The sequence below is a fragment of the Bradyrhizobium sp. 137 genome (genome assembly GCF_023074095.1).
Taxonomy (GTDB): domain Bacteria; phylum Pseudomonadota; class Alphaproteobacteria; order Rhizobiales; family Xanthobacteraceae; genus Bradyrhizobium.
Window position 1 is genome coordinate 219,664 of record NZ_JADPKU010000044.1, and the last position, 20,559, is coordinate 240,222.

Sequence of the window (20,559 nt, forward strand, 5' to 3'; positions counted from 1 at the left end):
TTCCGTTCTTTCCACTTCCATCCCGGCACCGTAAACTGGCGCCAACCAATTGGAGTGACGGGAATGCGAATCATTGCGGCCGCGGGTCTTCTCGCCAGCCTGGTTGTCTCGGGTATGATGGCGAGCCAGTCGGTGCGGGCCGATATTCTTCCAGTGCCGCCGTTCAAGGGCAACGACACCGGCGGCATCATCGCCTATTCGATGGCGACCCAGGTCGATGCGCGGCAGGTCGCGGTCGATCACTGCGCGCGCTACGGCAAAGTCGCCAAATTTCTCGCGGTGCAGGCCTACGAGGGCGGCTACATCTCGTTCTCCTGCCGCTGGGTGCCCTACGGCGCCGCCGAGCAGCCGATCCGCACGCTGTACTGAACCGCGGTCGTAACGCCGCAATCTCTCAGCCGGGAGCCCCCCCGATGACGCGCAAACTCGCTTTGCTCGGCTCGGCCGCCTGTCTCGTGTTGTTCGCAGGCAGCGCCAGCGCCGACGATCTGCCGCTGCGCAAGGCCGGCCTTTGGGAAATGAAGCTGGTCACGACCGGCTCGCCCGTGCCCGAGATGACCATGCAGCACTGCACTGACGAGACCGTCGACAAGGAGATGAGCAACAACGTCTCCCCGATGGCCAGGCAGATCTGCGCCAAGCAGGAGATCAAGAAGACCGCGACCGGCTATGTCAGCGATTCCGAGTGCAACGTCGCTGGCGTCAGCACGACCTCGCATGCCGAGATATCAGGCGATTTCAACTCGGCCTACACGGTGAGGACCTCCTCGCATGCGCAAGGCGGCGTCGCCGGCACGGCCGGGCGCGATAGCACCATGACGCTTGAAGCGAAATGGCTCGGGGCCTGCAAGCCGGACCAGAAGCCCGGCGACATCGTGATGCCAGGCGGCTTCAAGATGAACGTGCGCGACGTGGATAAGCTGAAGGGACTGCTGCCGAAGTAGCGAGATCGTAGCCGGAAAATCGGTGGGCTCCCTCGCCCCGTTCTAACGGGGAGAGGCAAGAGCAGTTACACGGGTATCCTCACGCTCGCCCTCAATCCTCCCATCGGGCTGTCGCCGAGCGTGATGTCGCCGCCGTGGGAGCGGGCGATGTCGCGGGCGATCGCGAGGCCAAGGCCCGTGCCGCCTTCGTCCTGGTTGCGGGCGTTGTCCAGCCGCAGGAACGGCTTGAACACCTCTTCGCGCAAATGCGCGGGAATGCCCGGCCCGTCGTCGTCGATCGTGACCGTGAGATAGCGGTGATCGCGCTGGCCGGTGATGGCGATGGCCTTGCCGTAGCGTGCGGCGTTGGTGACGAGGTTGGCAAGGCAGCGCTTGAACGAGGCCGGCTTCACCGTCACCACTGGCAGGCCGTGGAACGCCACGGTCGCGGTGTGGCCGTGCCGTTCGGCATCGCTGCGCAGCTCTTCCAGGGCCTGGGCCATATCGGTCGGCTGCGATTGCTCGCCGGAATCGCCGCGGGCAAAGGCGAGGTAATCCTCCAGCATCATCGACATCTCGTCGACGTCCTTGCGCATGCCCTCGAGCTCGGGACTATCGCCGATCAGCGCCAGCTCGAGCTTGAAGCGGGTCAGGATGGTGCGCAGGTCATGGCTGACGCCGGCCAGCATTGCGGTGCGCTGCTCCATCGTGCGCTCGATGCGCGATTTCATCTCGAGGAAGGCGACGGAGGCGCGCCGCACCTCGCGCGCGCCTCTGGGGCGGAAATTCGGCGCCTCGCGGCCTTTGCCGAAGCTCTCGGCGGCATCGGCGAGCCGCAGGATCGGCTTGATCTGGTTGCGCAGGAACAGCACCGCGACGATCAGCAGGATCGAGGACGTGCCGACCATCCAGAAAAGGAAGATTTCCGAGTTGGAGGCGTAGGCGGCGCTGCGCTGGGCGAACACGCGCATCACGGCATCGTCGAGCTGGATGCGGATCTCGACGAGGTTGGAGCGGCCGACCGTGTCGATCCAGAACGAACGCCCGATCTGGCGGCCGAGCTGCACCGACAGGGTCTGGTCGAGCAGCGAGAAGAACGGCTTTGGTCCCGGTGGCGGCATGTCACCGGCAGGCAGGAAATCGACGACGAGGCCGAGCCGCTGCTGGGCGATGCGGCGGATCTGGTCGCGATCCTTGTCCTGCGGATAGCCCTTGTAGACGTCGATCAGCGCGGCGATGTCCTGCACCACCGCGGCGGACAGGCGCCGAGTCACCGTGTTCCAGTGCCTTTCCATGAACACGAAGGCGACGACCGATTGCAGGATCACCATCGGCACGATCATGATCAGCAGCGCGCGCGCATAGAGGCCGGTCGGCATCCAGCCCTTGAATGCGTTGCCCATCCAGCCATTGGCGGCGGAGACGCGGCCAGCGGCGCTCTTCAGAAGCGTCAGGCCCGTATCGATCGTGCTCATCGGTGGCGCTTCACTGCTCTATGGGCTTTAAGGCAAGGCCACCAGCCGGTAGCCGATGCCGCGCACCGCCTGGAGGAATAGCGGATTGGCGGGATCGGTCTCGATCTTGCGCCTGAGGCGGTTGATCTGAACGTCCACGGCGCGCTCGTTGACGCTGCCGTTGCCGGTCAGCGCGCTGCGCGGCACGGTTTCGCCCGGCGTCTCCGAGAGGATGCGCAGCATCTCGCGCTCACGGTCAGTGAGGTGAATGACCTCATCGCCCTGGCGCAGCTCGCCGCGTTCGAGATGGTAGACGTAGGGTCCGAAAGCGATCTTCTCCACGGTCGCCGCCTGCGGCGGCGGCGCGGCGCGCTTGAGGATGTTGTTGATGCGCAGCGCGAGCTCGCGCGGCTCGAACGGTTTTGCGACATAGTCGTCGGCGCCGATCTGCAGGCCCTCGATGCGCGCTTCTGCCTCGTGCCGCGCCGTCAGCATCACGATCGGCACCGAGGACGAGGTGCGGATGAAACGGGCGAGGTCGAAGCCGGTCTCGCCGGGCATCATGACGTCGAGGATCAAGAGATCGAAATGCAAGCCCATGAGCTTGGCGCGCGCATCGCTGGCACTGGCGGCGGTCGAGACCCGATAGCCTTCGCTGGCGAGGAAGCGCGACAGCAGATCGCGAATGCGGCGGTCGTCGTCGACCAGCAGCAGATGCGGGGCATCGTCGGCGGGTTGCACCGGCGGGCGGGCGAGCGTGGCAGCGAGCGGCACGGTCACTCCTTGGCGTCGTGGTTGACGGAAGCGAAGATCGTCTCGAGCACCTTGTCCGGATCGTCGCGATCGATCATCGCGCGCAGGAAGCGCTTGACGGTCTCGGCATCCTGCGGACCTATCTCGGCAAGCGCCTTGGTGATCCGCGTGGTCTGGAGCCCGGCAAGCTTCTGCACCAGCGCTTCGCCTTTCGGCGTCGCATAGAGCAGGCGCTGACGACGGTCATTGTCGCCGGTCTTCTGCACGATATAGCCTTCGTCGAGAAGCTGCTTGAGCACGCGGCCGAGCGATTGTTTTGTGATGCGCAGGACGTCGAGGAGATCGGCGACCTTGAGGCCGGGATAGCGATAGACGAAGTGCATGACCCGGTGATGGGCCCGGCCGAAGCCGAAGGCCTCCAGCTCCTGGTCTGGATCGCCCACGAAATCGCGATAAGCGAAGAACAGCAGCTCGATGATATCCCAGCGCAAATTGCCTCCATCGCCTGCGGCCGGCCGAGGCTCGGCGGCGTCTTGAGACGGACTCGCGAAATTTATGTCAGGCATATTGACGTATCTTGGGTTCAATGTTACAAAACGACTGGCCCGTACGAAATTTTAGATCGTATCGCGACGGGCGGCGTCGAAGCAGGGACGGCGGAAACAGCCGGACAGGCGACGACGGCCGGAGCAGATCTACCGTGCGATTGTCGAGCGGCATTTCGACAAAACATACTGGACTTCCGCCTTCCGCAAAAGCATGTCCTCGGCGACATGCTGGCCACGGGAAACCGGCCGTAACAAGGCTGGCGGCGGTCCAGCCAGACACCTAATGAAGCCAGCCGGCCCCGAACAGGGGCGGGCCGGTGCCAGAACAGCGCCGATACCGGCAGCGGGAGCCAAGGACATGAGCATGACATTCGACATCCAGCCCGCATCCAATCCGACTCCTGAGAAGGACCGCGTCGCCAAGCTGGTGGACCCAGGGTTCGGGCGAGTTTTCACCGATCACATGGCGATCGTCCGCTACAATCAGGCCAAGGGCGGCTGGTACGAGGCCAAAATCGAGGCGCGCGCCAACTTTCAGCTCGATCCGGCCGGCGCGGTTCTCCATTACGCTCAGGAAATTTTCGAGGGCCTCAAGGCCTACAAGCGCGACGACGGCGGCGTGAACCTGTTTCGCCCCGACGCCAATGCGCGGCGATTCAAGGACTCGGCCGACCGCATGGCAATGGCGCAATTGCCCGAGGATGTCTTCATCGAGGCGGTCGAGCAGGTCGTGCGCATCGATCGCGCCTGGATGCCGGGCGGCGAGGGCAGTCTTTACCTACGGCCCTTCATGATCGCGAGCGAGACCTTCCTCGGCGTCAAGCCGTCATCCGAATACATCTTCGCGGTCATCGCCTCGCCGGTGGGCTCTTATTTCAAGGGCGGCCCTGCACCGGTGTCGATCTGGGTGTCCGAGAACTACACGCGCGCCGCGATCGGCGGCACCGGCGCCGTCAAATGCGGCGGCAATTATGCCGCGAGCCTGCGCGCCCAGGCGGAAGCGATCCAGCATGGCTGCGATCAGGTCGTGTTCCTCGATGCGCTCGAGCGCCGTTACATCGAGGAGCTCGGCGGCATGAATGTGTTCTTCGTGTTCGACGACGGCTCGCTGTCAACGCCGCCGCTCGGCACCATCCTGCCGGGCATCACACGCGACTCCATCATCACGCTCGCCCGCGATGCCGGAAAGACGGTGCGCGAGGAGCCCTACTCGCTCGACCAGTGGCGCAAGGACGCCGCCAGCGGCAGGCTGAAAGAAGCCTTCGCCTGCGGCACTGCCGCCGTGATCTCGCCGATCGGCAAGGTGCGCTCGGTGAGCGGCGATTTCGACATCAGTGGCGGCGCGGCCGGCCCGGTCGCCATGGGCCTGCGCAAGCAGCTCGTCGACATCCAGTACGGCCGCACCAACGATCCGCACAACTGGATCCGCAAAGTGTTTTGAGGCTTTTACCTATACCTTCTCCCCTTGTAGGAGAAGGTGGCGCGAAGCGCCGGCTGAGGGGTTGTCTTCGCGAGTTCAAGCGCGAGAGGTTTGTTCGCGGAGAGAAACCCCTCACCCGTCTCGCCGCTACCGCGAGCCACCCTCTCCCACAAGGGGAGAGGGCAAGAACGGTTGCCGCACCGCGCGTCGGCTGGTAAACGCCGCGCATGGCCGAGAAACCCAAAAAACCCCAGAAATTGAAGGCGCGCCTGCCGCGCGGGCTCGAGGATCGCGATCCCGCCGCGATCCGGGCGACGCGCGAGATGGTCGAGAAGATCCGCGCTGTTTACGAGCTCTATGGCTTCGAGCCGGTGGAGACGCCGGCGATGGAATTCACCGATGCGCTCGGCAAATTCCTGCCCGACCAGGACCGTCCGAACGAGGGCGTGTTCTCGTTCCAGGACGACGACGAGCAATGGATCAGCCTGCGTTACGATCTGACCGCGCCGCTCGCCCGCTACGTCGCTGAAAACTTCGACACGCTGCCAAAGCCCTATCGCAGCTACCGCGCCGGTTACGTGTTCCGCAACGAAAAGCCCGGTCCCGGACGCTTCCGCCAGTTCATGCAGTTCGATGCCGACACGGTCGGCTCGGCGACGCCGGCGGCGGATGCGGAGATCTGCATGATGGCGGCTGATACGATGGAGGCGCTCGGGATTGCACGCGGCTCTTACGTCGTGAAGGTGAACAATCGAAAAGTGCTCGACGGTGTTCTGGAAGCCATCGGGCTCGGCGGCGACGACAACGCGGCACGCAGGCTGACCGTGCTCCGCGCGATCGACAAGCTCGACAAGTTTTCCGCCGACGAAGTGCGCAAATTGCTCGGTCCCGGACGATGGGACGGCGGCGAAGAGGGCAAGGGCGACTTCACGAAAGGCGCCAATCTGAGTGCGGCGGAGGCTGACGTTGTTCTCGCCATCACCAAGCAGCGCGATGATTGGAAAGAAGCTATCGCCGCCGCAGAAACGTACCTCGCCAAGAGCGAAGTCGGTCAGGCCGGCGTGAGCGAGCTGGAAGAAATTGCCAAGCTGGTCATGGCTTCGGGTTACGGCGCGGACCGCATTCGCATCGATCCCTCCGTTGTGCGCGGCCTCGAATATTACACCGGCCCTGTCTACGAGCTCGAACTCCTGCTCGACACCAAGGACGAGAAGGGCCGCCCGGTGCGCTTCGGCTCGGTCGGCGGCGGCGGACGTTATGACGGCCTCGTCTCGCGCTTTCGCGGCGAGCCGGTGCCGGCGACTGGCTTCTCCATCGGCGTGTCTCGCTTGCAGGCCGCACTGACGCTGCTCGGCAAGCTCGACACGCGGCCGGAATTCGGGCCCGTCGTCGTCACCGTGTTCGACCGCGACCGCGTCGCCGACTATCAGAAGATGGTCGCTTCCTTGCGCACCGCCGGCATCCGCGCCGAGCTCTATCTCGGCAATCCCAAGAACATGGGCAATCAGCTCAAATATGCCGATCGCCGCAACGCGCCCTGCGTCGTCATCCAGGGCTCCGACGAGAAGGCGCGCGGCGAGGTTCAGATCAAGGATCTGATAGAAGGTGCCAAGGCCGCCGCTGCGATCGCCTCCAACCAGGAATGGCGCGAGAGCCGCCCGGCGCAATTCTCGTGCAGCGAGGCCGATCTCGTCGCCAAGGTGCGCGAGGTCCTGGCGCGCCATGACGTGAGCTGGGGCTAGCCATTCGCTCCATTCGTCATGCGCGGGCTTGACCCGCGCATCCATCTTCCAAATGATGGATTGCCGGATCGAGCCCGGCAATGACGAATAGATGATGAACGACGAGCAGGGAGAAGACGATGCCTGAGATCACAATCAGCATGGCCGAAGGCCGCACCGACGAGCAGAAGGCCGGCATGATGCGCGACATCACCCAGGCGCTCGTGAAGAATCTCGGCGTCGACGCCGATGCCGTCGTTATCCAGATCAACGAGGCCCCGCTGCGCCACAAGATGAAGGGCGGCAAGACCTTTGTTGAGCGCGCGGCGGCTGCGAAGAAGTGACGCGTTAGCATCATTCCGGGGCAGCCCGTCAGGGCTAATCTCTGGCTTCCGCGTTCGCGCTTTGCGCCTGGAATGACGAGAAAGAATATGGACGCACGCGACTTCATCACGATCGGCATGAGCGCAGAGCGCACGCTGGTGGTGCCGGTGGAGCGCACGGTCGGGCATTTCGTGCCCGGCATGCCGTTTGTTTATGCGACGCCGATGATGATCCTCGAGATGGAGATGACCGCAAGCGATGCGATCCGCTCCGCGCTTCAGCCCGGGTGGGTCACCGTCGGCACCGAGGTCGACATCCGCCATCTGGCGGCAGCTCGCGTCGGTGCGACGGTGCGGACCACAGCGAAAGTCGTCACGGTCGAGCGCCGCGTCATCCGGTTCGAGGTCGAGGCGTTCGAGAGCACCCGCAAACTCGGCGAGGGCCGCCACGCGCGCGGTCTCGTCAATGTCGAGATGTTCAACAAGCGACTAGGAGCGTAGCTGCGAGTCCGTTAGCTACTTCGCCAATTCCTTCGACCGCTTCGTCGCGGCCGCAATTGCGCGGATCATCAACTCGCGCAGTCCGGGCTCGCCCATCAGCACGTCGAGGGCGGCAGCGGTGGTGCCACCGGGAGAGGTGACGTTCTGGCGCAGCGTGCTTGAAGCAAGCTCGGACTGGTGCAGCAGCTCGCCGGAGCCGGCGACGGTCTCGCGCGCAAGCCTGGTCGCCAGCGCCTCGGGCAATCCCGCTTCCACACCGGCGCGCGCGAGCTCCTCGGCGAGCAGGAAGACATACGCGGGCCCTGAGCCGGAGACTGCGGTGACCGCGTCCATGAGGCCTTCATCCTCGACCCATTCCACCGAGCCGGTGGCGCGCAGCAGCGCATCGGCCACCGCGCGCTGAGCCGAGCTGACGTGTTGTGCGGCGACGGCGACGGTGATGCCGCGGCCGATCGCGGCCGGTGTGTTCGGCATCGCGCGCATCACGGCGCCGCCGCAGACCTCTTCAAGCGAGGCGATGGTGGTGCCTGCCATGATCGAGACCACCGACGTCTTGTCCGAAACGAATGGTTTCAGCTTGGCGCCGGCCTCGCGGAACATCTGAGGCTTCACCGCGACGACCAGCGTCTCGACCGTGCCCGCCGCTTTCATGTCAGGATTGAGCGCAACGCCCTTGGCGGCAAGCGCGGTGATCTCGGGCGAGAGGTGCGGATCGATCACCGCAACGCGGCGCGGATCGAGCCCGCCCGCCAGCCATCCGCTCAGCATCGCGCCGCCCATCTTGCCGGCGCCAGCGAGGAGGATGGTGCCGGTGATGTTTTGGAGGGTGTTGTTCGCCATCGCTGCTGCCAAATCCGTCGTCCAGGCCAAGCCAGGACCCATGACCCCAAGTGGTTCTAGTGGATGGAGGGCAGAGCAACAAGCATCGCGAGATACGGAGAGTCCCCGCGGTATGGATCCTGGATCTGCGCGACGACAGCGCTTCGCGCCGTCATCGCTTGTCCAGGACGACGAAGGATGGGCGATGCCCTCCTCACGCGCTGGGGAGCGAGGCGCCCTACGCCTCGCCCACCGTGTCGAACATCGCCGCGTCCATGGCTTGCGCGGTGGTCTTGCCGGCCCACACCACGAACTGGAACGCCGGAAAGTAGCGCTCGCAGGCGTGGATGGCGCCTGCGAGCATGGCTTCGCATTGCGCGGTGGAGGCAGTGAGGCCGCCCGGCAGCACCAGCGCTTGGCGGTGCATGATCATGCCGGTGTTGGTCCACAGGTCGAAATGGCCGACCCACAATTGCTCGTTGACCGCGGCGACGAGCCGCTGCACCTCGCCCCGGCGCTGCAGTGGGATCTTCATGTCGAAGGCGCAGGCCAGATGCAGCGCCTCGATTTCGCCCATCCAGGTGAAGGAGAGCTGGTAATCGGTCCATTGTCCCTTCGAGACAATCGTGAGTTCGTCTTCGCCGGAGCGTTCGAACGGCCAGTTGTTGCTGGCAGCGATATCCTCGACCACCGCGAGCGGATGGCTCTTGGAATCGATAGTGCCTTCGAGCAGGGACATGCCGTCTCGACCTCTTGCCTTCTTGTTGTTTTGATACGCACGCGGTTGGCCCGGCGCGCGCTCCCTAAACGTCGCTACGGCGATCCCTAGGGTCGCTCTTGCGATCTCTTCGGATCAGCGCGGGCCTGTCGCGGATCAAGTGATGTGATTTGCGGAATCTGCGCAACCGCGTCCCGAGTCCGTCCACAAGCCAGGACTCGTTCGTCCACAGCTCATCTCCGCCACAATTGTTAACGGGGAGAGGCAAAACCGGACGAGGGAGAACAAACCGGAATCGCATTCGGGCGGCCGGCGCCAATTGCTAATTCCGTCCCGCGAGGGCCGCTCCCACCGCGACGGCATGGGACCATGCGCTTTGCCCATGCGGAACGCGCTTGCCGCAACGGCTCGCCGGCGGCATATTTGCTGGCAGGCCGTTCATCCCGAACGGCCGATGTTCTCAGGGCGGGGTGAAAGTCCCCACCGGCGGTAAGGGCCGAAAGGCCCAAGCCCGCGAGCGCCTTCCCCGAGGTTCTTTCCTGAAAAGGATTTTGCCGAAGGGAAGGGTCAGCAGATTCGGTGCAACTCCGAAGCCGACGGTCAAAGTCCGGATGAAAGAGAACGGTCGGTGGCAGACGCATCGCAAGATGCGGCTGTTTGTCGTTCCGTGTGCCCTGATTCTGGTCCTTAAACCGAGGAAAGCCATGAATCAGATGTTGCAAGATCCCCAAGTCCAAACCTCCACAGTCGAAACTGAAGTCGCCGAACCGCCGGTTCCGCAAGGACCCGCGCCCGAACACCCGCGCTTCGCAAAGCCGCAGCGGGTGGCCTTCGTGCAGGCCTGCTGGCACCGCGACGTGGTCGAGGAGGCCCGCCTCGCCTTCCTGAAGGAGGCAGAAGCGCGGCACCTCACCCATGTCGACGTGTTCGAAGTGCCCGGCTCGTTCGAGATCCCGCTGCATGCGCAGGTCCTCGCCAAGACGCGCCGCTACACCGCGATCGTTGCGGCCGGACTCGTCGTCGATGGCGGCATCTACCGCCATGAATTCGTCGCCGACACCGTGATCAAGGCGCTAATGGACGTGCAGCTCCGCACCGAGGTGCCGGTGTTCTCGGCCGTGCTGACGCCGCAGCAATTCCACGAGACCGAGGTGCACTACGACTTCTTCCGCAAGCATTTTGCGATCAAGGGCACGGAGGTCGCGGCCGCCTGTGCGGAGACATTGCTCGGCCTGGAACGTCTGCGCGGCCAGGTCGCGGCGGGGATCGTGGGGTAGGCAGACTGCCGTAGGGTGGGCGAAGCGCAAGCGTGCCCACCAGCTTCATCGAAAGAGAAAGGTGGGCACGGCGCTTTGCGCCTTTGCCCACCCTACGAGACTGAAGTCATTCCGGGGGCTCGCGTAGCGAGAACTACGGTGCGCAGTTGCGCACCTAAGAATCTCGAGATTCCGGGTTCGGCGCTGACGCGCCGCCTCGGAATGACAATAAAGAAATCAGTCGAACAGGCTCGACACCGACTCTTCGGCGGCCGTGCGCGCGATCGCGTCGGAGATCAGGCTGGCGATCGGCAGCGTGCGGATGTTCGGCGCCTTGGTCACCGCCTCGGTCGGCAGGATCGAGTCGGTGATCACCAGCTCCTTCAGCCTGGAGCCGGAGATGCGGGCCGCCGCGCCGCCGGAGAGCACGCCGTGAGTGATGTAGGCGTAGACGTCCTTGGCGCCCTTGGCGATCAGCGCGTCGGCCGCGTTCACCAGGGTGCCGCCGGAATCGACGATGTCGTCGACCAAGATACAGGTGTAGCCGGCGACGTCGCCGATCACGTTCATGACCTCGGACTCGCCCGGACGCTCGCGGCGCTTGTCGACGATCGCGAGCGGGGTGTTGATGCGCTTGGCGAGGCCGCGCGCGCGGGCCACGCCGCCGACGTCGGGCGAGATCACCATCACCTTGGAGAGATCGAACTTCTCCTTGATGTCGCGCACCATCAGCGGCGCCGCGTAAAGGTTGTCTGTCGGGATGTCGAAGAAGCCCTGAATCTGGCCGGCATGCAGGTCGAGCGTCATGACGCGGTCGACGCCCGCCTGCGTGATCAGATTGGCCACGAGCTTGGCCGAGATCGGCGTGCGCGAACCCGATTTGCGGTCCTGCCGGGCGTAGCCGAAATAGGGCAGCACCGCGGTGATGCGGCGCGCCGAGGAGCGGCGCAGCGCGTCGGTGATGATCAGGAGCTCCATCAGATGGTCGTTCGCTGGGAACGAGGTCGACTGGATGACGAAGGCATCCGAGCCGCGGACGTTCTCCTGGATCTCGACGAAGATCTCCATGTCGGCGAAGCGCCGCACCACCGCCTTGGTCAGCGGCAGGTCGAGGCCCTGCGCAATGGCCTGCGCCAGAGCCGGATTGGAGTTGCCGGCGACGAGCTTGATGGAGCCGTTTTTGGCCGACATGGACGCTTCCTCCCGCGCTTTGCTGGATACGACCTTCAACATCCTACGAATACCCATTGGAAGCACGGTTACGACGGGCGAGGAAATATCAGGCCGGGGGCTCGAATGGCAACCCGGGACGCTACGTTTTCCCTTCGAAAATCCTGAGTCGGGCCAACGGTTTGGCCGTAACTTGGGCCCGTGGTTTAGCGGGGGTTATGGCTCGGCGTAGCCGAGCGCCGTGGCCGGCATGTCCGGCGCGGGCGCGACCGGAATGATGGTCGCCACGGCCGGTCCCCGCAGGCCTGGAGCTACGCCTGAGGCATCCGGCGTTCCGTTGATCATGTTGGAAAGTCCGCTGAATCCGGCCTGGGCGATCTTTCGCAGCACCAGGTCGTCGGCAGCGCCCCAGGGGTCGCGGCCGCCCTTGGCGGACGTGGGTTCCTCGCCGGAGAGGCGCAGCGCCCGCTGCTGGTTGGCGTCGTAGACGTCCCAGACCCATGCAATCATGGTCTTGCCGCGCACGATTTGAGCCGAGAGGTAGCTGCGCACGCGATAGGCCGCCGTGCCCTCGCGGGAGACGACGGACAGACTGCGCAGCTTGGATTCGCTGTCGAGCACACCGACCATGCGGTCGAACACCTGCGGCGGCGGGCCGTCGATCGATTCGAAGGCGACCGTTGCGCCCGAGCCACCGTTCGGCGCCATCGCATAGGAATTGCTCGGCGCGTTGCCGCCGGCGCAGCCGGCAAGCATGGTCGCAGCCGCCAGCAGCATGACCGCCAGCACGCGTGCGCCCGCGCGACGCGGAAAAGATGACGCTTCCCTCATTATGGAGGGCAGCGATATCGTTAAAATCGATTAAGGTCTAGGGCAGGCTAGCCACAAACAGCACCGTCATCCCGGGACAACAGCGTGTTGCTCTTGTGTTCACGCTTCGAGCGCGATGGCATGAATGTGGCGACCGTAGTCCGGCTCCTTGCGATGCACCGAGCGGCGATAGCTGAAGAAGCGCTCATCGGCATAGGTGTCGAGACCGAGATCGTCGACCATCAGGATGCCGGAGGCTTCCAGCCGCGTCCGGATGAAGCCGGCGAGATCGAACATCGCGTGGCTCTCGCGTACCGACGGGATGAAGAACATCGCGTTGTCCGCATCCGCCTCGATGAAACGCGCCACGAACTCGTTGCCGACTTCGTAGCTCTCCTGCCGGATCAAGGGGCCGATCGCCGCGATGATGCCGTCGCGCGTGGCGCCGAGCTTCTCCATCGCCGAGATCGTTGCTTCCAGCACGCCTGATAGCGCGCCCTTCCAGCCGGCATGCGCACCGCCGATCACGCGCGCATTGGGGTCGACGAATAGCACCGGCCCGCAATCGGCGGTGGAGATGCCGAGCGCAATCCCGGATGTCCTGGTGACAAGCGCATCGCCCTTCGGCCGCGGCCCGTTCGGCCACGCGCGATCTACGACGAGCACGTCGGGCGAATGGATCTGGTGCAGGCTGAGAAAACGCTCCGGTGCGACGCCGACATGCTCGGCCATGCGACGGCGGTTTTCGGCGACGTGGGCCTGATCGTCGTTGGAGCCGAGCCCGCCGTTCAGCGCGGAATAGATGCCGCTGGAGACGCCGCCCTCGCGGGTGAAGAAGGCATGACGCAGGCCGGGCACGGCCGACAGCAGCGACGAGGCAAGCGTCATGAGGCTTCTCCGGCGCGTTCGAGATCGCTGAGACCGGCAAGACCGGTCAAACCTGGCTCGGAGATGCCGAGCACCTTGAACATCGAGCCCATGCCGCCGCGCCCCGTATCGGTCAGGCGCTTGAGCGCCACCGAAATGTCGGTTGCGACTTCGGGCGTAGCCTTCTGCATCAGCGCCGCCGCGCGGGTCTCAATGCCGATGCGCTTGAGGAAGTCGCCCTGCGTCACCGGCCCGTGCACGCGGGCCCCGACATCCTCGGCCGCACGCGCCAGCGCCTGGAAGTCGACATGGGCGGTGACGTCGGCTTGGCCCGGGGCCTTCAGGGGATCGGTGAAGCTGTGGCGCGCGATCGCCTGAAACGTATCGCCGGCATCGCTGCGCAAATGGCCGTAGTCGATGATCAGCGCCGCGCCGTCCTGGTCGCGCACGCGCGTGGCGAGCTTCATGATCTCGCTGTCGGGCCGCCATTCGAACACGGCACCGACCGGCGCGGCGCGCACCAAGGGCGGCAGCAGCACGTCGAAGCGTGGCGTCGGCTCGGGCGCGGCGCCGAACTGAAGTTTTCCGTTGGGATCGATCTCGATCACGCGCTCGTGCCAGCCGTTCTCGTAGCGGATCATCTGATGGATCGGCAGCACGTCGAAATATTCGTTGGCGAGGATGATACTGGGACCTTCCGGCACCTCGTCGATGCTGTCGTGCCAGGCGATGTTGCGCACGTTCGCCAGCGTCGCACTCTGCCGCTCGCGCAACACCGGATTGACCTCGACCATGTGGATGTGGAGTGCCTGGTAGAGCGGCGGCAGCACGCGCAATGCGCGCAGCGCGTCCGCCATCATGGTGCCGCGGCCGGGGCCGAGCTCGATCAGCCGCAAAAAGTGCGGCGAGCCCATCTGCTTCCACACCGAGGCGGCCCACAGTCCCAAGAGCTCGCCGAACATCTGGCTGACCTCGGGCGCGGTGGTGAAATCGCCCTCACGCCCGAGCGGATCGCGCGAGACGTAATAGCCGTAGCGCGGGTGCATCAGGCACAATTCCATGTAGCGCCAGACCGGCATCGGGCCTGAGGATTTGATCAGCGCCTTGATCTCGTTGAGTAGCGGCGAGTCGGTCACGATCTATGTTCTCGGAATGAATTAACGAATGGCCTCGATGGGCTTCGGCGCGCCGCGCCTGACTGCCCATACAATAAGTATGGTGCCGACGATAAGCATCGGGATCGACAACAGCATGCCCATGGTTAACCCGCCCCACAGGAAGCCGAGCTGGGCGTCCGGCTCGCGAAAATGTTCGCCGGCGATCCGGGTCAGACCATAGATCAGGATGAAGGCGCCGAGGATCATGCCGGGCCGCTTCAGGGCACCGAAGCGGATCATGATCGCGAGCACCGCGAACAACAGGATGCCTTCCATGCCGGCCTCATAGAGCTGGCTCGGATGGCGCGGCAGCTGTGTGGGATCGTTCGGGAAGATCATCGCCCAAGGCAGGCTCGCATCGGTAGCGCGGCCCCACAATTCGCCATTGATGAAATTGGCGATGCGTCCGAGCAGCAGCCCGACCGGGGCGACCGCGGTGGTGATGTCGCCGAGCGACAGGATCGAGATGCCGTTGCGATGAGCAAACAACATTACCGCGACGACGCAGCCGAGGAAGCCGCCATGGAAGGACATGCCGCCCTCCCACAATTTGAAGATCGCGGCGGGATGGTCGATGAAGAACGGCAGATTGTAGAACAGCACGTAGCCGGTGCGGCCGCCCAGGATGATGCCGAGCGTGACCCAGAGGATGAAATCGTCGATCTGGAGCAGCGAGATCGGTGCGGGTCCGCCCCACAGACGCTGGTTCTTGAGGAGCGATCTCGCATAGAGCCAGCCGAACACGATGCCGCAGATATAGGCCAGCGCATACCAGCGGATCGCGAACGGACCGATCTCGAGGGCGATCGGCTTGAAGGCGGGAAAGTCGATGAGCAGAAAGGGCATCGCGCCTTCTATGGCTGAACGAGATTGCGGCGATCGAGCGCCAGCAGACGCCCAGTGATTCTTGTTATGCAGGGACGTTGAATACGATTGCAAGGAAACCGGGGCATGACAAGGATGCCCCCGCTCGGCCCTTGAACCGGCCCAGTCGGATTGCCATTGTGTTTCGGAGAATTCGCGCAAAGTTTATCGGAGGCAGCCATGACCCAGACCAGCAACCGGTTTTTCGACGAGATCGGCCGCCTGATGAATGACGCTGCCGGTGCCGCCCAGGGCGTCAAGCGCGAGTTCGACACGGTGATGCGCACCCAGGCGGAAAAATTCCTGCGCGACATGGATCTGGTCAAGCGCGAGGAGTTCGAGGCGGTCAAGGACATGGCCCGCCTCGCCCGCGAGGAGAACGAGGCGCTGAAGGCTAGGATCGCGGCGCTGGAGGCCAAGTTCGGCGGAACGCCGACGTAAGGCACGCGCTCTTACCTCCCTAGAGGGGGAGGGTCGCAGCGCATGCAGCGAAGCGGAATGCGGTGAGGGGTGGGGTGATCCCTCCCCACGGGCATCGCCTCGATGGCGAGACTGTCACCCCACCCCGGCGCTACGCGCCGACCCTCCTCCTCCAGGGGAGGATGGCACCCCATTCTCCTTGTCATTTCCGCATCTTCCGGGTAAAAGCCCGCCACGTCTGCAGCCCCCGCACCCCTGGAGGCTTGCTGCGGATGCTGCCATGGGCCGCGCTGCGGCCCATTAACTTTTGCAAAAACAAGGACTTAACGACATGGCGACGACCGTCAAGGAATTGAAGGCGACCGCACGTCCGAAGAGCGGCAAGGGGGCCGCCCGGGCTGAGCGTCGCGCCGGCAGAGTGCCCGGAGTGATCTACGGCAACAACCAGCCCCCGGTGACGATCTCGATTGAAGATCGCGAATTGCGTCAGCGCATCCTCGCGGGCCGGTTCCTGACCACGCTGGTCGACATCGACCTCGAGGGCAAGAAGCACCGCGTGATTCCGCGCGACTATCACCTCGACCCGGTCAAGGACTTCCCGATCCATGTCGATTTCATGCGGCTGGGCGAAGGCGCCACCATCCGCATCAGCGTTCCGCTGCACGTGGTGAAGGCGGAAGGCTCGCCCGGCGTGAAGCGCGGCGGCACCGTCAACATCGTCGCGCATGCGATCGAGCTGGAATGCGGTGTCGAGAGCATCCCGCAATACATCGAGGCTGACGTCGGTTCGCTTGAAATCGGTCACTCGCTGCATCTGTCCGACGTCAAGCTGCCGGCCGGCGTGAAGGCGCTGACCCGCGAGGACGCGACCCTCGTCACCATCGTGCCGCCGTCGGGCTACGCCGAAGAGCAGAAGGCGGCAGCTGCGGCTGCGGCCGGTGGTGCGGCTCCGGTCGCGGGTGCTGCTGCTCCGGCGGCGGCTGCGCCGGCTGCGGGTGCTGCTGCTCCGGCAGCGGCTGCCAAGGCTCCGGCCGGCGGCGACAAGAAGAAGTAATCTCTCAAAGCTGGCGCGCGGTCCCCAGGATCGCGCGCCGAGCGAGGGGCGCGCCGCGTCATGCGACTCTTTGTTGGGCTCGGCAATCCCGGCGCGAAATACGCACGTAACCGGCACAATATCGGCTTCATGGCCGTGGACGAGATCGCGCGGCGTCATGGCTTTGCGCCATGGCGCCGCCGCTTTCAGGGCGAGACCTCGGAAGGCATGCTCGGACCAGAGCGCGTGATCCTGCTCAAGCCCACGACCTACATGAACGATTCCGGTCGCAGCGTGCAGGAGGCGGCCGGCTTCTTCAAGATCGCGCTGGGCGACGTCAGCGTGTTCCATGACGAGCTCGAACTGCCGCCGGGCAAGGTGCGGGTGAAGATCGGGGGCGGCATTGCCGGGCACAACGGCCTGCGTTCGATCTCGGCCCATATCGGCAACGACTATCGCAGGGTGCGGCTCGGCATCGGACATCCCGGCGTCAAGGAGCTGGTGCACGGCCACGTGCTGTCGGACTTCGCCAAGAGCGACAACGAATGGGTGGCGACGCTCTGCGAAGCGGTCGCCGAGCACGCCCCGCTGCTTGCCAAGGGCACCGACGCGACCTTCGCCAACAGGGTGCACCTTGCTATGCAGGCAAAGGGATTTTTGATCAAGGACGACAACGGCAAGGAATAACGCTCGTGGGATTCAAATGCGGGATCGTCGGATTGCCGAATGTCGGCAAGTCGACCTTGTTCAATGCGCTGACCGAGACGGCCGCGGCGCAGGCTGCGAACTATCCGTTCTGCACCATCGAGCCGAATGTCGGCGAGGTTGCCGTGCCCGATCCGCGGCTTGAGAAGCTCGCCGCCATCGCCAAATCGGGTCAGATCATTCCGACCCGGCTGACCTTCGTCGACATCGCGGGCCTCGTGCGCGGCGCGTCCAAGGGCGAGGGCCTTGGCAACCAGTTCCTCGCCAACATCCGCGAGGTCGACGCCATCGCGCATGTGGTGCGCTGCTTTGAGGATTCCGACATCACCCACGTCGAGGGCAAGATCGCCCCGCTCGCCGACATCGAGACCATCGAGACCGAGCTGATGCTCGCCGACCTCGACAGCCTTGAGAAGCGTGTCGACAACCTCTCGAAGAAAGCCAAGGGCAACGACAAGGACGCCAAGGAGCAGCTCGACCTCGTCAACCGCACCCTGGTGCTGCTGCGCGACGGCAAGCCCGCCCGCCTCGTCGAGCGCAAGGCCGAGGAGGAGCGCGCCTTCTCCATGCTGGGGCTGCTCTCATCAAAGCCTGTGCTCTACGTTTGCAACGTCGAGGAAGGCTCGGCCGCAACGGGCAATTCGTTCTCCAAGGCAGTCGAGGAGCAGGCCGCCAAGGAGGGCGCCGTCGCCGTCGTCATTTCCGCCAAGATCGAGTCGGAGATCGCGACCATCTCGCGGGACGAACGCGCCGACTTCCTGGAGACATTGGGTCTCGAAGAAGCCGGTCTCGACCGTCTGATCCGCGCCGGCTACCGGCTTCTCGACCTCATCACCTATTTCACCGTGGGGCCGAAGGAAGCGCGCGCCTGGACCATCCATCGCGGCATCAAGGCGCCGGCGGCGGCCGGCGTGATCCACACCGATTTCGAAAAGGGTTTCATTCGCGCCGAAACCATCGCGTATGAGGATTACGTCGTCCTCGGCGGCGAAGCCGGCGCGCGCGATGCCGGCAAGCTTCGGCTCGAAGGCAAGGAATACGTCGTCGCCGACGGCGACGTGATGCATTTCAGGTTTAATACGTAATTTGAAGCGATCATTCCGGGCGCGCGTCTTGCGCGAGCCCGGAATGACAAGGCTCACCGCACCCCGCCGCCCTGGTCCCTGATCGCGCCGAGATGCTCGTTGATGCGGAAGACGATCAGGATCAGCTCGGCGAGGATGCGCGAGAACACCACGCCGACGACGACGCTCGCGATCGACGACAGCAGCACCAGGAAGCCGCCGAACGGACTGATCGCCATCGCAGCCAAGCCGGAGAAGACGCCGGAGAGGCCGAACAGGCAGATCAGCGCGATTACCAGCCAGTAGAAGGTCTTGATGATCGTCGGTGTGATGAAGCGGTCCCACTGAAACAGGTCGCTGAATGAAAACATCGTTCTCCCCAGGGCAAAGCGGCTTTTGCCAGATCCGGCTTTGCTAAATGATCCTGACTTTCGGCTGATCCGACTCAAGACCAACCCCGCTGCATCGAATGTAGCACGAGCCATGCGGGCCCGCGGGTTGAGATTGCCACAAAGTGCGGCCACAATCTGTCATTTCCGCGAACCAATCCCAAGATGACCCTGACCTTCGAAGATTTCCCGCCCGGGCGGTTCGGAACGTTCGGCCCGCGCCATGTCACTCGCGACGAGATTTTGGCCTTTGCTGCCGAGTTCGACCCGCAGCCGATGCACCTCGATGAGGAGGCGGCGGCTAGAAGCATGCTGCGCGGCCTGTCCGGTTCGGGGTGGCACCTCTGTTCGCTGATGATGCGGATGATGGCCGATGGTTTTATTACGCGCGCGGCTTCGCTCGGCTCGCCCGGCGTCGACGAGGTGCGCTGGTTGTCTCCGCTCCGGCCCGGCGACGACCTCATGCTCGACGTCGACGTCGTGGAGGCGCGCACTTCGAAAAGTCGCCCGGAGCTCGGCATCGTCAAGTTCAAATGCACCGTGCGCAACGCTGCGGGGCAGGCGCTCGCCGAGATGACCTCGCCGATCCTGATCAAGCGGCGCGAGGGGACGGCCTGATGCGGTTCTTCGAGGATATCGAGATCGGCCAGCGCCGCGAGATCGGCACCTATACGTTCACAGCGGAGTCCATCAAGAGCTTCGCCGCCAAGTTCGACCCGCAGCGCTTCCACCTCGACGAGGAGGAAGGCAAGAACTCGCTGTTCGGCGGGCTCGCCGCCTCCGGTTGGCATGTCGGCTCGGCCTGCATGAGCCTGCTTGTCGCCGACGGCCAGCGCTTGGCGCGGGAAGCCGCCTCGCGCGAGGAGGAAGTTGCGGTGTGGGGTCCGTCGCCGGGCTTTCGCGATCTGCGCTGGATCAGGCCGGTGCTTGCCGGCGACACGGTCGCCTACGTCAACGTCGTCATCGACAAGCGCACCTCCGCCTCGCGTCCCGGCTGGGGCATTCTGACGGCTCGCACCACCGGCACTAACCAGCGCGGCGAGGAGGTCTATTCCATCACCGCCTCAGCCTTTGTGCCGATGCGCACGAACGGTGGTTAGATCTGTTCCAGGATGAACGGTCCAATTGAGTGCGCGAGTGTTGCCCGCGCGCTATGGACGCGATTCGGCGTGGCTGTCATAAGCCTGCGCGATATGGTTACCGCGAAGCAGTTTGGCGGAACCAGTGAGGTGCTAACTAATTATGAACCTGTCGCTGTCTATTTGAAACGAATGGGCAGAGGACAGGGGACGAGGACCATGGCAGATCGCGGCGCACTCAAGTTTGTCGGATTCATCTTCGCGACCGCGACGCTGGCCGTGATGCTGGTTGCCGGCATGGTGGTGAAGGGCTATGCCGATGGCGCCTACACCCTGGAAGCCTCGACCGTGGAAGCCGCTCGGTAAGAGTTCGTTACTTGTCGGGGCCGCCGCGCGTCAGCGGCTGTAGACGAACGCCAGCACCGCGACCGCAACCACCAGCAATCCGACAAAGCGCAGCATGATCGTGCCGAGCTGATTCGGTGCCGGCCGCAGCGATATAGGGTCCGTGTTATCGGGCCGAATGCTTTCCATGACATGTCCCCCCGCCAGGCCGTAAGACGGC

Annotated in this window: 26 protein-coding genes and 1 riboswitch; of the genes, 14 read left to right on the plus strand and 12 right to left on the minus strand. The window is 64.5% G+C overall.

Annotation, left to right across the window (positions count from 1 at the left end):
- The first annotated feature begins 63 nt into the window (after window positions 1-63).
- Both IVA78_RS10245 and IVA78_RS10250 read left to right on the plus strand, forming a co-directional pair.
- Entirely contained in the window at window positions 64-369 is a 306-nt protein-coding gene (locus IVA78_RS10245; RefSeq protein WP_247277555.1) for a hypothetical protein, read from the plus strand.
- Between the two features lie 44 nt (window positions 370-413).
- A complete protein-coding gene (locus IVA78_RS10250; protein ID WP_247277554.1) occupies window positions 414-944 on the plus strand; it encodes a DUF3617 family protein in 531 nt (176 codons plus the stop codon).
- Between the two features lie 65 nt (window positions 945-1,009).
- Here the strand turns inward: IVA78_RS10250 and IVA78_RS10255 are convergent, their stop codons facing one another.
- The 3 genes from IVA78_RS10255 to IVA78_RS10265 are packed head-to-tail and all read right to left on the minus strand — an operon-like array spanning window position 1,010 to window position 3,696.
- The gene (locus IVA78_RS10255) at window positions 1,010-2,398 is read right to left on the minus strand and encodes an ATP-binding protein (RefSeq protein WP_128946364.1); all 1,389 of its coding nucleotides are present in this window, start codon (window positions 2,396-2,398) and stop codon (window positions 1,010-1,012) included.
- Window positions 2,399-2,425: 27 nt separating this feature from the next.
- Window positions 2,426-3,157, minus strand: coding sequence for a response regulator transcription factor (locus tag IVA78_RS10260; protein ID WP_247277553.1), 732 nt, complete (start codon window positions 3,155-3,157; stop codon window positions 2,426-2,428).
- Window positions 3,154-3,696, minus strand: coding sequence for a MarR family transcriptional regulator (locus IVA78_RS10265; RefSeq protein WP_247277552.1), 543 nt, complete (start codon window positions 3,694-3,696; stop codon window positions 3,154-3,156). Before IVA78_RS10265 ends, IVA78_RS10260 begins: the two co-directional genes overlap by 4 nt.
- A gap of 340 nt (window positions 3,697-4,036) precedes the next feature.
- Here IVA78_RS10265 and IVA78_RS10270 point away from each other — a divergent pair, with 340 nt between their 5' ends.
- The 4 genes from IVA78_RS10270 (at window position 4,037) to IVA78_RS10285 (ending at window position 7,643) form a co-directional block, all read left to right on the plus strand.
- Complete coding sequence (locus IVA78_RS10270) at window positions 4,037-5,119, plus strand: branched-chain amino acid aminotransferase (RefSeq protein WP_247277551.1); 1,083 nt, start codon at window positions 4,037-4,039, stop codon at window positions 5,117-5,119.
- A 206-nt stretch (window positions 5,120-5,325) separates the two neighbouring features.
- On the plus strand, window positions 5,326-6,840 hold the full coding sequence (gene hisS, locus IVA78_RS10275) for a histidine--tRNA ligase (RefSeq protein WP_247277550.1): 1,515 nt from the start codon (window positions 5,326-5,328) through the stop codon (window positions 6,838-6,840).
- A 119-nt stretch (window positions 6,841-6,959) separates the two neighbouring features.
- The gene (locus IVA78_RS10280; RefSeq protein ID WP_025033847.1) at window positions 6,960-7,163 is read left to right on the plus strand and encodes a tautomerase family protein; all 204 of its coding nucleotides are present in this window, start codon (window positions 6,960-6,962) and stop codon (window positions 7,161-7,163) included.
- Window positions 7,164-7,250: 87 nt separating this feature from the next.
- On the plus strand, window positions 7,251-7,643 hold the full coding sequence (locus IVA78_RS10285; protein WP_247277549.1) for a hotdog domain-containing protein: 393 nt from the start codon (window positions 7,251-7,253) through the stop codon (window positions 7,641-7,643).
- A 15-nt stretch (window positions 7,644-7,658) separates the two neighbouring features.
- Here the strand turns inward: IVA78_RS10285 and proC are convergent, their stop codons facing one another.
- Window positions 7,659-8,483 carry a pyrroline-5-carboxylate reductase gene (gene proC, locus IVA78_RS10290; protein WP_247277548.1) on the minus strand — a complete coding sequence of 275 codons (825 nt, stop codon included), beginning with the start codon at window positions 8,481-8,483 and terminating at the stop codon, window positions 7,659-7,661.
- 217 nt (window positions 8,484-8,700) lie between these two features.
- A complete protein-coding gene (locus IVA78_RS10295; RefSeq protein ID WP_247277547.1) occupies window positions 8,701-9,201 on the minus strand; it encodes a YbjN domain-containing protein in 501 nt (166 codons plus the stop codon).
- A 431-nt stretch (window positions 9,202-9,632) separates the two neighbouring features.
- A riboswitch (FMN riboswitch) is annotated at window positions 9,633-9,807 on the plus strand.
- 77 nt (window positions 9,808-9,884) lie between these two features.
- On the opposite strand from IVA78_RS10295, the gene IVA78_RS10300 reads away from it, so the two are divergent.
- Window positions 9,885-10,457 carry a 6,7-dimethyl-8-ribityllumazine synthase gene (locus IVA78_RS10300; RefSeq protein WP_247277546.1) on the plus strand — a complete coding sequence of 191 codons (573 nt, stop codon included), beginning with the start codon at window positions 9,885-9,887 and terminating at the stop codon, window positions 10,455-10,457.
- Window positions 10,458-10,673: 216 nt separating this feature from the next.
- On the opposite strand, the gene IVA78_RS10305 is transcribed toward IVA78_RS10300, so the two are convergent.
- The 5 genes from IVA78_RS10305 to lgt form a co-directional block, all read right to left on the minus strand.
- Window positions 10,674-11,627: a ribose-phosphate pyrophosphokinase gene (locus IVA78_RS10305; protein WP_247277545.1), complete on the minus strand. Its 954-nt coding sequence runs from the start codon at window positions 11,625-11,627 to the stop codon at window positions 10,674-10,676.
- A gap of 195 nt (window positions 11,628-11,822) precedes the next feature.
- A complete protein-coding gene (locus tag IVA78_RS10310; protein ID WP_247277544.1) occupies window positions 11,823-12,437 on the minus strand; it encodes a hypothetical protein in 615 nt (204 codons plus the stop codon).
- 99 nt (window positions 12,438-12,536) lie between these two features.
- On the minus strand, window positions 12,537-13,304 hold the full coding sequence (pgeF, locus tag IVA78_RS10315) for a peptidoglycan editing factor PgeF (RefSeq protein WP_247277543.1): 768 nt from the start codon (window positions 13,302-13,304) through the stop codon (window positions 12,537-12,539).
- Window positions 13,301-14,419, minus strand: coding sequence for an SAM-dependent methyltransferase (locus IVA78_RS10320; RefSeq protein WP_247277542.1), 1,119 nt, complete (start codon window positions 14,417-14,419; stop codon window positions 13,301-13,303). The genes pgeF and IVA78_RS10320 overlap by 4 nt, the downstream gene beginning before the upstream one ends.
- Window positions 14,420-14,440: 21 nt before the next feature.
- Window positions 14,441-15,286 (minus strand): prolipoprotein diacylglyceryl transferase, encoded by an 846-nt coding sequence (gene lgt, locus IVA78_RS10325; RefSeq protein WP_247277541.1) that lies wholly within the window; start codon window positions 15,284-15,286, stop codon window positions 14,441-14,443.
- A 198-nt stretch (window positions 15,287-15,484) separates the two neighbouring features.
- On the opposite strand from lgt, the gene IVA78_RS10330 reads away from it, so the two are divergent.
- From IVA78_RS10330 to ychF, 4 genes are all read left to right on the plus strand, one after another.
- Window positions 15,485-15,745: an accessory factor UbiK family protein gene (locus IVA78_RS10330; protein ID WP_247277540.1), complete on the plus strand. Its 261-nt coding sequence runs from the start codon at window positions 15,485-15,487 to the stop codon at window positions 15,743-15,745.
- Window positions 15,746-16,055: 310 nt separating this feature from the next.
- Entirely contained in the window at window positions 16,056-16,778 is a 723-nt protein-coding gene (locus tag IVA78_RS10335; protein WP_247277539.1) for a 50S ribosomal protein L25/general stress protein Ctc, read from the plus strand.
- A gap of 60 nt (window positions 16,779-16,838) precedes the next feature.
- Window positions 16,839-17,444 (plus strand): aminoacyl-tRNA hydrolase, encoded by a 606-nt coding sequence (gene pth / locus IVA78_RS10340; RefSeq protein ID WP_247277538.1) that lies wholly within the window; start codon window positions 16,839-16,841, stop codon window positions 17,442-17,444.
- A gap of 5 nt (window positions 17,445-17,449) precedes the next feature.
- The gene (gene ychF / locus IVA78_RS10345) at window positions 17,450-18,547 is read left to right on the plus strand and encodes a redox-regulated ATPase YchF (protein WP_247465181.1); all 1,098 of its coding nucleotides are present in this window, start codon (window positions 17,450-17,452) and stop codon (window positions 18,545-18,547) included.
- A 53-nt stretch (window positions 18,548-18,600) separates the two neighbouring features.
- Here ychF and IVA78_RS10350 read toward each other — a convergent pair whose 3' ends face one another.
- Window positions 18,601-18,897, minus strand: a complete 297-nt coding sequence (locus IVA78_RS10350; protein ID WP_247277536.1) for a DUF4282 domain-containing protein — start codon at window positions 18,895-18,897, stop codon at window positions 18,601-18,603.
- Window positions 18,898-19,080: 183 nt separating this feature from the next.
- Between IVA78_RS10350 and IVA78_RS10355 the strand changes: the two genes are divergently transcribed.
- The 3 genes from IVA78_RS10355 to IVA78_RS10365 all read left to right on the plus strand — a co-directional run bounded on the left by IVA78_RS10355 (window position 19,081) and on the right by IVA78_RS10365 (window position 20,360).
- A complete protein-coding gene (locus IVA78_RS10355) occupies window positions 19,081-19,533 on the plus strand; it encodes a MaoC family dehydratase (protein ID WP_247277535.1) in 453 nt (150 codons plus the stop codon).
- On the plus strand, window positions 19,533-20,015 hold the full coding sequence (locus IVA78_RS10360) for a MaoC family dehydratase (protein WP_247277534.1): 483 nt from the start codon (window positions 19,533-19,535) through the stop codon (window positions 20,013-20,015). Before IVA78_RS10355 ends, IVA78_RS10360 begins: the two co-directional genes overlap by 1 nt.
- 198 nt (window positions 20,016-20,213) lie before the next feature.
- Complete coding sequence (locus tag IVA78_RS10365; protein WP_027545961.1) at window positions 20,214-20,360, plus strand: hypothetical protein; 147 nt, start codon at window positions 20,214-20,216, stop codon at window positions 20,358-20,360.
- 30 nt (window positions 20,361-20,390) lie between these two features.
- Here IVA78_RS10365 and IVA78_RS10370 read toward each other — a convergent pair whose 3' ends face one another.
- Complete coding sequence (locus IVA78_RS10370; RefSeq protein WP_247277533.1) at window positions 20,391-20,528, minus strand: hypothetical protein; 138 nt, start codon at window positions 20,526-20,528, stop codon at window positions 20,391-20,393.
- Window positions 20,529-20,559: the final 31 nt, after the last annotated feature.

Excerpts from the sequence above, each read along its gene's own strand:
- IVA78_RS10245 (WP_247277555.1), top strand. The coding sequence starts at position 64 with ATGCGAATCATTGCGGCCGCGGGTCTTCTCGCCAGCCTGGTTGTCTCG.
- lgt (WP_247277541.1), bottom strand. The coding sequence starts at position 15,286 with ATGCCCTTTCTGCTCATCGACTTTCCCGCCTTCAAGCCGATCGCCCTC.
- IVA78_RS10365 (WP_027545961.1), top strand. The coding sequence starts at position 20,214 with ATGGCAGATCGCGGCGCACTCAAGTTTGTCGGATTCATCTTCGCGACC.
- IVA78_RS10250 (WP_247277554.1), top strand. The coding sequence starts at position 414 with ATGACGCGCAAACTCGCTTTGCTCGGCTCGGCCGCCTGTCTCGTGTTG.
- IVA78_RS10305 (WP_247277545.1), bottom strand. The coding sequence starts at position 11,627 with ATGTCGGCCAAAAACGGCTCCATCAAGCTCGTCGCCGGCAACTCCAAT.
- IVA78_RS10280 (WP_025033847.1), top strand. The coding sequence starts at position 6,960 with ATGCCTGAGATCACAATCAGCATGGCCGAAGGCCGCACCGACGAGCAG.
- IVA78_RS10300 (WP_247277546.1), top strand. The coding sequence starts at position 9,885 with ATGAATCAGATGTTGCAAGATCCCCAAGTCCAAACCTCCACAGTCGAA.
- IVA78_RS10310 (WP_247277544.1), bottom strand. The coding sequence starts at position 12,437 with ATGAGGGAAGCGTCATCTTTTCCGCGTCGCGCGGGCGCACGCGTGCTG.
- IVA78_RS10330 (WP_247277540.1), top strand. The coding sequence starts at position 15,485 with ATGACCCAGACCAGCAACCGGTTTTTCGACGAGATCGGCCGCCTGATG.
- IVA78_RS10270 (WP_247277551.1), top strand. The coding sequence starts at position 4,037 with ATGAGCATGACATTCGACATCCAGCCCGCATCCAATCCGACTCCTGAG.
- IVA78_RS10350 (WP_247277536.1), bottom strand. The coding sequence starts at position 18,897 with ATGTTTTCATTCAGCGACCTGTTTCAGTGGGACCGCTTCATCACACCG.
- IVA78_RS10255 (WP_128946364.1), bottom strand. The coding sequence starts at position 2,398 with ATGAGCACGATCGATACGGGCCTGACGCTTCTGAAGAGCGCCGCTGGC.
- hisS (WP_247277550.1), top strand. The coding sequence starts at position 5,326 with ATGGCCGAGAAACCCAAAAAACCCCAGAAATTGAAGGCGCGCCTGCCG.
- IVA78_RS10285 (WP_247277549.1), top strand. The coding sequence starts at position 7,251 with ATGGACGCACGCGACTTCATCACGATCGGCATGAGCGCAGAGCGCACG.
- pth (WP_247277538.1), top strand. The coding sequence starts at position 16,839 with ATGCGACTCTTTGTTGGGCTCGGCAATCCCGGCGCGAAATACGCACGT.
- IVA78_RS10335 (WP_247277539.1), top strand. The coding sequence starts at position 16,056 with ATGGCGACGACCGTCAAGGAATTGAAGGCGACCGCACGTCCGAAGAGC.
- IVA78_RS10265 (WP_247277552.1), bottom strand. The coding sequence starts at position 3,696 with ATGCCTGACATAAATTTCGCGAGTCCGTCTCAAGACGCCGCCGAGCCT.
- IVA78_RS10355 (WP_247277535.1), top strand. The coding sequence starts at position 19,081 with ATGACCCTGACCTTCGAAGATTTCCCGCCCGGGCGGTTCGGAACGTTC.
- IVA78_RS10370 (WP_247277533.1), bottom strand. The coding sequence starts at position 20,528 with ATGGAAAGCATTCGGCCCGATAACACGGACCCTATATCGCTGCGGCCG.
- proC (WP_247277548.1), bottom strand. The coding sequence starts at position 8,483 with ATGGCGAACAACACCCTCCAAAACATCACCGGCACCATCCTCCTCGCT.
- IVA78_RS10295 (WP_247277547.1), bottom strand. The coding sequence starts at position 9,201 with ATGTCCCTGCTCGAAGGCACTATCGATTCCAAGAGCCATCCGCTCGCG.
- pgeF (WP_247277543.1), bottom strand. The coding sequence starts at position 13,304 with ATGACGCTTGCCTCGTCGCTGCTGTCGGCCGTGCCCGGCCTGCGTCAT.
- IVA78_RS10360 (WP_247277534.1), top strand. The coding sequence starts at position 19,533 with ATGCGGTTCTTCGAGGATATCGAGATCGGCCAGCGCCGCGAGATCGGC.